At 44.3% G+C, this 13,063-nt stretch carries 12 protein-coding genes; all 12 read left to right on the forward strand.

Features of this window, described 5'->3' with window-relative positions; all coding sequences use genetic code 11:
• The first annotated feature begins 2 nt into the window (after positions 1-2).
• The 12 genes from AB5I83_RS10270 to AB5I83_RS10325 all read left to right on the forward strand — a co-directional run bounded on the left by AB5I83_RS10270 (position 3) and on the right by AB5I83_RS10325 (position 12,998).
• Entirely contained in the window at positions 3-842 is an 840-nt protein-coding gene (locus AB5I83_RS10270; protein ID WP_448975063.1) for a MetQ/NlpA family ABC transporter substrate-binding protein, read from the forward strand.
• 105 nt (positions 843-947) lie between these two features.
• Positions 948-1,319, forward strand: a complete 372-nt coding sequence (locus AB5I83_RS10275) for a carboxymuconolactone decarboxylase family protein (RefSeq protein WP_167833587.1) — start codon at positions 948-950, stop codon at positions 1,317-1,319.
• A 278-nt stretch (positions 1,320-1,597) separates the two neighbouring features.
• Positions 1,598-1,738 carry a hypothetical protein gene (locus AB5I83_RS10280; RefSeq protein WP_167833588.1) on the forward strand — a complete coding sequence of 47 codons (141 nt, stop codon included), beginning with the start codon at positions 1,598-1,600 and terminating at the stop codon, positions 1,736-1,738.
• Between the two features lie 1,248 nt (positions 1,739-2,986).
• A complete protein-coding gene (sufC, locus tag AB5I83_RS10285) occupies positions 2,987-3,772 on the forward strand; it encodes a Fe-S cluster assembly ATPase SufC (RefSeq protein ID WP_167833589.1) in 786 nt (261 codons plus the stop codon).
• A gap of 18 nt (positions 3,773-3,790) precedes the next feature.
• Positions 3,791-5,098: a Fe-S cluster assembly protein SufD gene (gene sufD / locus AB5I83_RS10290; protein WP_167833590.1), complete on the forward strand. Its 1,308-nt coding sequence runs from the start codon at positions 3,791-3,793 to the stop codon at positions 5,096-5,098.
• Complete coding sequence (locus AB5I83_RS10295; RefSeq protein WP_448975066.1) at positions 5,098-6,327, forward strand: cysteine desulfurase; 1,230 nt, start codon at positions 5,098-5,100, stop codon at positions 6,325-6,327. The genes sufD and AB5I83_RS10295 overlap by 1 nt, the downstream gene beginning before the upstream one ends.
• Entirely contained in the window at positions 6,317-6,763 is a 447-nt protein-coding gene (gene sufU / locus AB5I83_RS10300; RefSeq protein ID WP_192470132.1) for a Fe-S cluster assembly sulfur transfer protein SufU, read from the forward strand. The genes AB5I83_RS10295 and sufU overlap by 11 nt, the downstream gene beginning before the upstream one ends.
• Before the next feature lie 113 nt (positions 6,764-6,876).
• A complete protein-coding gene (sufB, locus tag AB5I83_RS10305; RefSeq protein WP_167833593.1) occupies positions 6,877-8,274 on the forward strand; it encodes a Fe-S cluster assembly protein SufB in 1,398 nt (465 codons plus the stop codon).
• A 364-nt stretch (positions 8,275-8,638) separates the two neighbouring features.
• Positions 8,639-9,487, forward strand: a complete 849-nt coding sequence (locus tag AB5I83_RS10310) for a DUF72 domain-containing protein (protein WP_448975068.1) — start codon at positions 8,639-8,641, stop codon at positions 9,485-9,487.
• A gap of 66 nt (positions 9,488-9,553) precedes the next feature.
• On the forward strand, positions 9,554-10,924 hold the full coding sequence (locus AB5I83_RS10315; protein WP_448975070.1) for a bifunctional metallophosphatase/5'-nucleotidase: 1,371 nt from the start codon (positions 9,554-9,556) through the stop codon (positions 10,922-10,924).
• Positions 10,925-11,333: 409 nt separating this feature from the next.
• On the forward strand, positions 11,334-11,636 hold the full coding sequence (locus AB5I83_RS10320) for a YunC family protein (RefSeq protein ID WP_102265174.1): 303 nt from the start codon (positions 11,334-11,336) through the stop codon (positions 11,634-11,636).
• A gap of 249 nt (positions 11,637-11,885) precedes the next feature.
• Positions 11,886-12,998, forward strand: coding sequence for an HD-GYP domain-containing protein (locus AB5I83_RS10325; protein ID WP_448975073.1), 1,113 nt, complete (start codon positions 11,886-11,888; stop codon positions 12,996-12,998).
• Positions 12,999-13,063: the final 65 nt, after the last annotated feature.

Raw genomic sequence — 13,063 nt, forward strand, 5'->3', positions numbered from 1 at the left:
AATTGAAAAAATGGTTATTAGCACTTTTAGCATTGATTTTAACAGCGGGGCTTGCAGCTTGCGGTACATCTGAGGATAACACATCAGGAGAAGGCGGCGAGGAAGAAAGTAAGAAAATCGTCGTGGGTGCTTCAAACGTACCTCACGCTGAAATTTTGGAAGAAGCAAAAGCGTTACTTGAAGAAAAAGGCTATGAAATGGAAATCAAGACTTTCAACGACTATGTTGTTCCAAACCAGGCACTTGACTCTGGAGAACTAGATGCGAACTACTTCCAGCATATCCCTTATCTTGAATCGCAAATGGCTGAAAATGGCTATAAGTTTGAAAATGCAGGCGGCATCCACATCGAACCAATCGGTGTGTATTCCCAGGAGCATACTACACTTGATGATCTGCCAAAGGGAGCGCACATTATTATGAGCAGCTCTGTCGCAGACCATGGTCGTATCCTGACAATGCTTGAAAAAGAAGGATTGATCACCCTTAAAGAAGGTGTAGAAAAAGTAAAAGCTACAATTGATGATATCGCAGAAAACCCTAAAGAGCTGAAGTTCGATACTGAATATGAAGCAGCATTGCTTCCGCAGATCTTCAACAATGGCGAAGGCGACGCAGTATTGATTAACTCTAACTATGCAATTGACGCTGGACTAAATCCACTGAAAGATTCAATTGCGATTGAGGAGAGCGATTCTCCTTATGTGAACGTCATTGCAGTTCGTGAAGGAGATGCTGACAAGCCGGCAATCAAGGCACTTGTTGAAGTCCTTCATTCAAAAGAGATCCAGGATTTCATCCTTGAAAAATATGAAGGTGCTGTCGTACCTGTAAAAGAATAACACTCTAAAGAAAGTAGGCGAGCAGCCTGCTTTTTCTTTTTGTCGCATAACACGCCAGGAAAATTAACATACTAACCGAGAAAATAGCAGATTGGAGTGGAAACAATGGAGCATCATTATGAACCGCGGAATTCAACAGAAGCAGCTCTTCATGAATATAAGCAAGGATTGGGTGTTTTCACAAAAAAAATGCCGGAGCTTGCAAGCCACTATAATGCATTTACCGAAGTATGTTTCCAGGAAGGAACTTTGACGCAAAAAGAAAAGCAATTGATTGCCCTCGGAATTTCATTGTATTCCCAGGATGAATATTGCATCATATACCATTTAAAAGGATGCCTGGATCAGGGAGCGACTGAGGAACAAATTTTAGAAGCAGTTGGGGTTACAGCTGCATTCGGCGGCGGCGCGGCAATGAGCCAGGCCGTGACACTCGTCCAGGAAGCAATGGTCGAACTGAATACATTGAAGCAGTAAAAGCTGTTTCAACAGCAGAACTGGCTGTTGAATAACAGGGAAAGGCTTCATTTGGGAGGATATTGCCAGTATTCTAAGAATGGCAGAGGTGAAGTCTCGTTAAGCCTCCTTATTCCATCACATCCAAAAATTAACGGTTTTAACCGCTTTGATAGTGGTAAATAAAAGGTGTTAAGATTGCACTATCAAAAAAACGCTTTTCACAAAGCGAAAAACCGAAGGGATGATTCACTATTAGTCAGCTAAAACTGAACTACACAAGTGAAATGGAGAAGGCGATGCATGGAGCTCATGGAATTAGTTACGAGGTATACAGCATGAACCATGACGCAAGAATGGAAGTCGAAAGAAAACGTGAAAGAGATTACATCAAAAGCCAACGGATGGTTGCGGACCTGGATCGAAAAGTCCACTCGTAACCGAGGAACTATAATAATAGAAGAAACATTTTGGAACCAGTGTGATTTATGCACTGGTTTCTTTATTATTTGGATAACGTGAAGAAAGTGTAAAAGCATCTGGTGTTTTATAGGCAGTCCTCCAATCCAGCTTCCCGCCGAGCGGTAATTCTGACAGGTTTGGTGTTAGAAGGAGAAAAGCTGTCACAATAAGAGGGAACTTAAGACAGGTTTGATGCCTGAAAAGGAAAAGGTGTCATAAGATGAGGGAACTTAAGACATGTTGGGCGCGATAAGAGGAAGAGCTGTCCGAAGATGAGGGAACTTAAGACAGGTTTGATGTCTGAAAAGGAAAAGGTGTCATAAGATGAGGGAACTTAAGACATGTTGGGCGCGATAAGAGGAAAAGCTGTCCGAAGATGAGGGAACTTAAGACAGGTTTGGTGCCTGAAAAGGAAATGGTGTCGTAAGATGAGGGAACTTAAGACAGGTTTGGTGCGATAAGAGGAAAAGCTGTCACAAGAAGAGGGAACTTAAGACAGGTTTGGTGCCAAAAGAGGAAAAGCTGTCACAAGAAGAGGGAACTTAAGACAGGTTTGGTGCCCAAAGAGGAAAAGCTGTCACAAGAAGAGGGGACTTAAGACAGGTTTGATGCTCAAAGAGGAAAAGCTGTCAGAAGACCGAGGAAGTACAAACAGGTTTGATCCCCACAGAAAAATAGCTGTCCGAACCGAGCGTGACTTCGTCTTCGGAGTACATTTTTTTATAATAGAAGGTAAAAAATAAAATGATGTACAAGCTGTGAGCGGTATATCCGACTTTAAAGGGCTTGGTCTGTTAAAATGGAATTGTGTTATGTCGTCGTATGTCGCGATTCAGTAAGCTGAATCGCGGGGTGAGGGAAGTGGAAAGAAAATAAGGAGATCCACTGAAGATCTAGATGTCCATCAAAGTTTCTGCTGATTTTTGGCTCACTTCGTGAAGCTTGCGCTTCACTGGCTTTTCCGCTGACGCTGAAAAGCTGCCGAGAGTGAATGAAACGCTGCGGGCAAATACATTTGCCCGGTCGTTTCACTCACTCCCGGCATGAGCCAAAAATCATTTGGGGTTTGACAAACATCTACAGGGTTCTTTGTTTTTCTTTCCACTTTTAAGGTGTTGCTAACACTTTTCATTTGTTATAAGATTGTAATGAGAATAAAATGAGAATAGAGCTTTTGACGGCTAAAGTCGGCTTAAAATCTTTTCTATATTGACGGAGGTAATATTATGGCAGGATCTGTATTATCAATTAAGGACCTTCAAGTTGAGATTGAAGGCAAGCAGATATTAAAAGGTGTGAACATTGAGGTTAAGGGTGGGGAAATCCATGCGATCATGGGACCGAATGGTACTGGTAAATCCACTTTGTCTTCTTCTATCATGGGACACCCTAAGTATGAAGTAACGAATGGAACAGTTACGCTTGATGGCGAAGATGTTCTTGAAATGGAAGTTGATGAAAGAGCACGCGCTGGTCTTTTCCTTGCGATGCAATATCCAAGTGAAATCAGCGGCGTAACGAATGCTGACTTCTTGCGTTCTGCTTTAAACAGCCGTCTTGGCGAAGGAAATGAGATTTCTCTTATGAAATTCATCCGCAAGATGGATAAGCAAATGGAATTCCTTGAAATGGATCTTGATATGGCACAGCGTTATCTTAACGAAGGTTTCTCCGGCGGTGAGAAGAAGCGTAACGAAATTCTTCAATTGATGATGCTTGAACCTAAAATCGCAATTCTTGACGAAATCGACTCAGGTCTTGATATCGACGCACTGAAGGTTGTTTCTAAAGGAATCAACGAAATGCGCGGCGAAGATTTCGGCTGCTTGATCATCACTCACTACCAGCGCCTTCTTGACTACATCACTCCTGACTATGTTCACGTTATGATGCAGGGCCGCATTGTGAAGTCTGGCGGACCAGAACTTGCACAGCGCTTAGAAGCAGAAGGATACGACTGGATTAAGAAAGAACTGGGCATCGAAGACGAAACAGTTGGGCAAGAAGCTTAAGCGTTGGGGGGATTTATAATGACTACGGAAACGAAATGGGCTTTTGACCAGGAGTACATTACTTCCTTCTCAAAAGAAATGAACGAACCGGAATGGCTTACAGAGCTTCGCACGCAATCTCTTGCAAAAGCAGAAGATCTTTCAATGCCAAGACCGGATAAGACGAAGATCGATAAATGGAATTTCACACAATTCGAGAAGCTGCTCGTTAAAAGCGATGTATTTTCATCCATCGACGAGCTTCCTGAAGAAGTAAAAGCACTTGTTGGAGAAGAAGCAAAGGATAGCAGCCTGTATGTTCAGCGTAACAACAAGCCTGCATACCTTCAGCTTTCTAAGGAAATGCAGGAGCAGGGTGTTGTTTTTACAGATATCTTCACAGCTGCTCGCGAATACAGTGACCTTTTGAAGAAGTATTTCATGACTGCTGTTAAAACTGATGAACACCGTTTGACTGCACTTCATGCTGCATTCATGAACGGCGGAGCATTCCTTTATGTTCCGAAAAATGTTCAAATCGAAAATCCAATCCAGGCAATCTTCCTGCATGATGATGCAGAAGCAAGCCTTTTCAACCACGTGCTTGTCGTTGCAGAAGACAATAGCTCTGTAACATACGTTGAGAACTACATCTCAACAACTGGCAAAGTGAACGGATTGGTAAACATCGTTACTGAAGCAATTGCTGGCCAAAATGCGAAAATCCAGTATGGTGCTGTTGATACACTTGCTGAAGGTCTGACTACGTATGTAAACCGTCGCGGCCATGCAGGCAGAGATGCTCGAATTGAGTGGGCCCTAGGCATGATGAACGATGGCAACACCATTTCTGAGAACACAACAAATCTTGTTGGTGACGGTTCTTACGGCGACACTAAGACAGTTGTTGTCGGACGCGGAGAACAGACTCAGAATTTCACAACCAGCATCATCCACTTCGGCAAAAATTCAGAAGGCTATATCCTGAAGCACGGTGTTGTCAAGGATAGCGCGACTTCTATTTTTAACGGTATCGGTAAAATCGAGCACGGTGCATCCAAGTCGAATGCAGAACAGGAATCACGCGTTCTTATGCTAAGCGAAAAAGCACGTGGAGACGCTAACCCTATCCTTCTGATCGATGAAGACGATGTAACGGCTGGCCACGCTGCCTCTGTTGGACGCGTTGACCCGCTTCAGCTGTACTATTTGATGAGCCGCGGTATTCCGAAGCATGAGGCAGAGCGTCTTGTCATCCACGGATTCCTTGCACCAGTTGTAAATGAGCTTCCAATCGAAGGAGTTAAAAAGCAATTGGTTGAGGTAATCGAAAGGAAAGTTAAATAATGAACGCCCGCGAAATTCGTGAATTATTTCCGATTTTAAATCAGGAAGTCAATGGCAGCCCGCTAGTCTACCTTGACAGTGCGGCAACATCACAGAAGCCGGTGCAGGTGATCGAAGCGCTGGACAAATATTATCGCGAATACAATTCTAACGTTCACCGCGGTGTCCATACTCTTGGAACAAGAGCTACCGATGGGTACGAAGGATCAAGGGAAAAGGTACGAAAGTTCATTAACGCAAAATCAATTGAAGAAATCATTTTCACTCGTGGTACCACAACTGCGATCAACACGGTAGCTGCAAGCTATGGCCGTGATAATCTTAAGGAGGGCGATGAAATCGTCATCTCCTATATGGAGCATCACAGCAATATCATTCCCTGGCAGCAGGTGGCAAAACAGACGGGTGCAACATTGAAATATATCGACTTGCAGGAAGATGGTACGATATCGCTTGATACTGTCAGAGAAATCGTGACAGAGAACACGAAAATCGTCTCCATTATGCAGGTTTCAAACGTCCTTGGTGTCATGAACCCAATCAAGGAAATTGCCGAGATTGCCCACCAAAATGGTGCGATCATGGTGGTCGATGGAGCCCAAAGTGCACCGCATATGAAAATCGATGTCCAGGAACTTAATTGCGATTTCCTCGCTTTTTCCGGACATAAGATGTGCGGGCCGACGGGTATCGGCGTATTATATGGCAAGAAGGCACTTCTTGAAAAAATGGAGCCGGTTGAGTTCGGCGGCGAAATGATTGATTTCGTGGGTCTTCAGGAGTCAACATGGAAAGAGCTGCCGTGGAAATTCGAAGGCGGAACACCGATCATCGCTGGTGCGATCGGTCTGGGTGCTGCAATAGACTTCCTCAACGAAATCGGACTCGACAATATCGAGAAGCATGAACACGCTCTAGCGGCCTATGCGATGGATAAAATGTCTGAAATCGATGGCATGACCATTTATGGACCGAAGGAAGCCGGCAAGCGCGCTGGTCTTGTAACATTCAATATTGATGATGTACACCCACATGACGTGGCAACTGTATTAGATGCTGAAGGAATCGCCGTCCGCGCGGGCCACCATTGTGCACAGCCTTTAATGAAATGGCTGAAGGCGTCCGCGACAGCACGTGCAAGCTTCTACCTGTACAACACAGAAGAAGATATTGACAAGCTTGTAGCTGGACTTGTCAAAACAAAGGAGTATTTCAGCGATGTCTTTTAATAATTTAGATAACCTTTATCGTCAAGTTATTATGGATCACTATAAGAACCCTCGCAATAAAGGTGTGTTGGAAGAAGGCAGCCTGACAGTCAATATGAACAACCCGACATGCGGCGACCGCATCCAGCTTACGATGAAAGTCGAAGATGGCAAGGTAGCGGACGCAAAATTCGAAGGGGAAGGCTGCTCGATTTCGATGTCGTCTGCTTCCATGATGACGCAGGCGGTAAAAGGAAGACCCATTGAAGAAGCTTTAAAGCTTTCAACGGTTTTTTCTGACATCATGCAGGGAAAAGATTATGAAGAGGATGATCTTGATCTCGGAGATATCGAAGCACTGCAAGGTGTGGCGAAATTCCCGGCCAGGATCAAATGTGCTACTCTTGCATGGAAGGCAATGGAGAAAGGCCTGAAGGAAGAGGAAGACAGCCAATAAGAAATCATCACCTGATGATTTTTTCCGAAAGGGCTGCAGGGGATTGGCCTGCAGCGAACAACTACAAAGCGGGAAACCTTGTTTCCCTGCTTTAAGAATGGAGGAATTCGACGATGGCTAAAAAAATGCCAGAGATCGGTGATTATAAATACGGATTTTCCGATAAAGACGTTTCCATCTTCCGGTCTAAGCGCGGTCTGACGCGTGAAATCGTTGAAGAAATTTCAAAAATGAAGGAAGAGCCCCAGTGGATGCTGGACTTCCGCTTAAAGTCTTTGGAGCACTTCTACAACATGCCAATGCCTCAATGGGGCGGCGACATGGCTTCATTAAACTTTGATGAAATCACATACTATGTAAAGCCTTCTGAGCGCTCTGAAAAATCATGGGATGAAGTTCCAGATGAAATCAAGCAGACGTTTGATAAGCTTGGAATCCCTGAAGCTGAGCAAAAATACCTTGCGGGTGTTTCTGCACAGTACGAATCAGAGGTTGTATACCACAACATGAAGGAAGAGCTTGAAGAGCTAGGAATTGTCTTCAAGGACACAGATTCAGCTCTTAAAGAGAATGAAGATATTTTCCGTGAGCATTTCGGAAAAGTCATCCCTCCAACAGACAACAAGTTTTCAGCGTTAAACTCTGCGGTCTGGTCTGGCGGATCTTTCATCTATGTTCCAAAGGGCATCAAAGTGGATACTCCACTTCAGGCGTACTTCCGCATCAACTCTGAAAACATGGGTCAGTTCGAGCGTACACTGATCATCGTTGACGAAGGTGCGCACGTACACTATGTTGAAGGATGTACTGCTCCTGTTTACACAACGAACTCGCTTCACAGTGCGGTCGTTGAAATCATCATCAAGAAAGACGCATATTGCCGTTATACAACAATCCAGAACTGGGCAAACAACGTCTTCAACCTTGTTACAAAGCGTGCAGTCTGCGAAGCGAACGCGACAATGGAATGGATCGATGGCAACATCGGTTCCAAGCTGACAATGAAATACCCAGCAGTCATCCTTAAGGGTGAAGGCGCACGTGGTATGACATTATCCATCGCAATCGCTGGTAAAGGCCAGCATCAGGATGCAGGTGCGAAAATGATCCACCTTGCGCCAAACACATCATCAACCATCGTATCTAAGTCGATTTCAAAGCAAGGCGGAAAAGTAACATACCGCGGTATCGTCCACTTCGGACGCAAAGCCGACGGCGCCCGTTCTAACATCGAGTGCGATACGCTGATCATGGATAACAAGTCTACTTCAGACACGATTCCATACAATGAAATCCTGAACGACAACATTTCTCTTGAGCACGAAGCGAAGGTCTCCAAAGTATCAGAAGAGCAATTGTTCTACCTGATGAGCCGCGGAGTCTCCGAAGAAGAAGCAACAGAAATGATCGTCATGGGCTTCATCGAGCCATTCACGAAAGAATTGCCAATGGAATACGCAGTCGAAATGAACCGCCTGATCAAGTTCGAGATGGAAGGTTCTATCGGTTAATAAAGATAAATACGGAATCCACCTGCCTCGGCAGGTGGATTTTTTTACTTATTATGGAATTCGTAGACATTCGTGCACATTTCGTAGAGATTAACAATGAAATCGTAGAGAATCAATGTCTATTCGTAGAGATTATATAAAATTCGTAGAGAATATCAATCAAACCATAGAGAATATAATAAAGTAACCCAGACTCCGCGGTGATTATCAGCAATAAACCGGAAATCATCGGTCAAAACGTGCGAAGCACCTGACTCCATCAATGTTTTTCCTTCTCTAGAAGCGGGAAATAAGGTTAGAACATGTCTTAGTTCTTATTCAGCGCTTAATTATGCTATCATGAAGATAAAATGGAGGTGCACAGATGATTATTGTTGGCTTAACGGGCTGGGGGGACCATGATAGTTTATATGAAGGCAAGGTTTCTCCGCGTGATAAACTGAAGGAGTACTCCAGCCACTTTCCGGCAGTCGAGGTCGATGCCTCTTTTTACGCTGTGCAGCCTGTGAAGAATGCCGCGAAATGGGTAGGGGATACACCTGATAATTTTCAATTCATAGTGAAGGCTTACCAGGGAATGACCGGGCATCAGCGCGGTGAGATTCCTTTTACCGATAAAAATGAAATGTTCAATGCGTACAAAGAATCACTGAAGCCTTATCTTGAGGCGAATAAACACGCAATGACGCTGTTCCAGTTTCCGCCGTGGTTCGACCTGCGTAAAGAGAATGTAGACTATTTGCGTTGGTGCCGAGACCAGATGGGGGATATCGACTGTGCGCTCGAGTTCCGCAATCAGTCCTGGTTTGCAGACGAGATGCGCGAGAAAACACTCGATTTTATGAAAAAAGAGAGATGGATCCATAGCATCTGCGATGAGCCGCAGGCAGGGGAAGGCTCGATTCCGACCGTTCTTGAATCTACATCGAAGGATAAAGTGCTTGTTCGCTTTCATGGCCGGAATGTCCATGGCTGGAACAAGAAGGGAAAAGGGCAGGATTGGCGTGAAGTCCGCTATTTGTATCGCTATAACCAGACAGAATTAAAAGAGTGGGCAGAAAACCTGCAAAAGCTCAACGAAAGCACATCCCAAGTTTTCGCCTTGTTCAACAACAATTCCGGCGGGGATGCTGCTGATAATGCGAAACAAATGCTGGATTTAATGGATATCGAATATGAAGGGTTAAACCCGAGGCAGCTTGATTTGTTTTAAACATTTTTCCCCCTCCTGGCAACAATCAGGGGGGCACTTCATTTTAACAAGAGGATGGATGGTTAGATGGAAGAAGTTATTCATATTTACCATACGAATGATTTGCATAGTCATTTGGAGCACTGGCCAAGCATCCATAAGCTTGTGACCGAGCGCCGGCGTTGGCATGAGGAAATGGGTGACGAGGTTCTTGTTTTCGATATTGGCGATCATATGGACCGCTGGCACCCGCTATCTGATGCGACTAGGGGAAAAGCGAACTGCCGACTTTTGAATGAAGCTGGCTACGATGCAGCGACAATAGGGAATAATGAAGGCATCACTCTTCCATTTGAAAACCTGGATTCAATGTATCTTGAAAAAAAGTTCAAAATGCTTGTAGCGAATCTTTATTACCAGGATGGAAACAGACCGGATTGGGCGAAGCCGTATCATGTATACATAAGCAACACCGGGACGAGAATTGGTGTCATTGGCGTCACAGTGAACTTTGGCCGGTTTTATGAACAGCTGGGCTGGAAGCTGAATGACCCGATTGAAGAGTTGAAAAATTGTATCGCTCAATTAAAGGGTCAAACCGACCTCATTATCCTTCTCTCACATCTTGGAATCCATGATGATGAACTGATTGCCGGAATGTTCCCTGAGATTGACGTCATTCTTGGCGGCCATACCCATCATATTTTACATGAGGGCAAGGAAGTTGGATCCAGCTTGCTGGCTGGAGCGGGGAAGTTCGGCTATTATACCGGCCATGTGACCTTGAAGCTTGATGGGGATACAAAAAAAATTTTACATAAGAAAGCTATTCTTTATGATATGAATGAGGCGGATCAGGCTCAAGACGAACAGGAAATGGCTGAAGGATATTTTGTTGAAGGCAAAGAGCTGATGGCAGAAACAGTGGCTGTTTTGCCAGCCGATTTAAAGGCAGATCCTCTTCAGCATTCGAAGCTTTCAAAGATGCTCACTCAGGCATTGCGGGAATGGTGCGAAGCCGATTGTGCGTTCATGAATGCCGGGATGATTCTCAAGGGACTGAAGCAGGGAAAAGTAACGAAATTCGATCTGCTCGAAATCTGCCCGCATCCGATCAATCCTTGTACAATCAGGTTGTCAGGAGCAGAGCTAAAAGAAGTGCTCCTGCAGACCAGGGATGAAAAATGGCCACATCTTCAGATTAAGGGCCTGGGCTTCCGCGGCACCGTCATGGGGGTCATGGAGTACGATGGAATTGAGTTTCTGCAAAAGGGGAATTATCCGCAGATTCTCATCAATGGCAAGCTGATTGAAGCAAAAGAGCACTATACGCTGGCCATCCCTGATATGTTCACCTTTGGCCGCTTTTTCCCGGAAATTCAGCGGGCTGAGGAAAAAAGATATTGGCTGCCCGAGTTTCTTCGCAATTTGCTTGAGTGGAAGCTTGCGTCTCTTTAGGATTGTATAAAAAATGATTGTTGTTTGTATTTAAAATAGACGGAACAATTCCGCTTAAATTTGAGATGACCCTTATTTCTTTAAAAATAAGGGTCGTTTTTCCGCTTATCTTATCCAAATCGTAGTTTTATGTCTTATTTTTTGCAGTTAACCGGAATATCTCCGTTTATTTACGCTTCAAAACCGTACTCTATTAACTTTAGACGGATTTTATCCGCTTATTATTGCTTCATGAGCGTCCTCTATATACAATAGCCGGAAATTCTCCGCTTATGAAATCTCATACCTCTCTCAACAATAGCATCAACAAAAATAATCAGCCATCACACATCAATATTTGAGCAAAATATCACGCTTTCTCCTTCTCTGTCATAGAGTGTTATTGGGATTGAAGGAGGGAGTTGTAATCATGATCGATATGTCACCTATTGAGATAGAAGGCAGGACATTTTTATGCATTTCTGTAAAACTGCCGAAAACAAACCTGTTAGTCGTTACAGGAGACAAGGGTTATATTATGTGCGGCGCTCTCGATGTCGCGCTTCTCAATGAAAAACTAAAAGGCAGGAAGGTGATTGCCGGCAGGGCGGTTGGCGTAAAAACAATCGAAGAATTGCTTGAAGCCCCGCTGGAATCCGTAACATATGAAGCGGAGAACCTTGGCGCCATAAAAGGCATGATTGGCAAAGAAGCATTGCTGCTCATGAATTAACTAAAGACAGCCTGAATGGCTGTCTTTTTATATAAATGTGAATAAATGATGGCAATGGTTAAGAAGAAACGCTGGCATCCGATATAATAACTGAACTGCTTTTTTCCCAACTCAAAAAATGAAAAGGTGTCACCACAGCTATAATTATTGTGATAGAATATAAAGAAAATATTGTCGTTTTATGTAAAATTTTCTTATTTTGTGGCATTGACTCAGCCACCTCAACTAACAGATAAAGTGGGAATTATAATGAGACTCGTAGCCACCACTTCGGTAGAGGAAGGGGCTTTACTCGGAAAAGCCATTTATAATGACAAGGGCCAAGTTCTTTTGAACGTGGGCGCGCGTCTTGAGGGAAAGATCCTTAGACGTCTAGAAGAGTTTGGTATTGACTATATTTATATCAAAGACCCTGACACAGATGATATCATCGTGAAAAATTCCATATCAGATGAATTACGCGTCAATGCGATCATGACAATCGGAGATACGTTCAAGCAAATCCAACTGGATACAAAGGTTTCGCAGACCTTTGTACTTGAAAAATCAGCGAGGACCTTCAAGAAGCTGATCAGTGATTTGCTTGATGAGCTGCAAAGGAGCAAAGAACTGCTGAACTTGCTGTCCGATGTATTCCTGCATGACCATTATATTTTTTCCCATTCCCTGAACGTTACATTGTATGCTTTGGCAATCGGGATTGAAATGAAACTTACGCCAAAGGAGCTTGAGCAGCTTGGGCTGGGTGCGATTTTACATGATGTTGGCAAAATGAACGTGCCTGAGGAAATTTTGTCGAAGCCAGGCAAGTTGACTGCGGAAGAATTCCAGATCATCAAGGCCCATGCCGAGGACGGATTCCAGATGCTAAGGAATATTCCAACTGTCCCGCTGATTGTCGCTCACTGTGCTTATCAGCATCATGAACGGTTGAATGGCGGAGGGTACCCGCGCGGATTGAAGGAAGAGGAAATCCACCTGTTCGGAAAAATACTTGGTGTAGCGGATGTGTTTGATGCCGTCACCTCTAATAGAGTATACCGGCCGGCCATGCTGCCGCATGAAGGCCTGGAAATCCTATATTCAGGCGCAGGGAGTCTTTTTGATCCAAAAGTGGTCGATGCTTTCCGCAGGGCTGTGGCAATCTATCCGGTCGGTCTGACTGTCATCCTGAGTGATGGCCGGAAGGGAGTAGTGGCCGAGCAGAATCCTGGCTTGAGTGAGCGGCCTGTTGTCCGTATCCTTGAGGAAAACGGGCTAAGAGTGGAGCCGTATCACCTCGACCTGAAGTCCAGCTTATCGCTGATGATTGTCAGCTGCGATACGATCATTAAATATGAGTATGCTGCCAATAGTTATTAATTTATAGAGTCCATGTAGTCATACAAAGTTAATTATAGTTTTTAGGCTAGTTCCCCCCTTTAAAG

This window comes from Mesobacillus sp. LC4 (assembly GCF_053543455.1).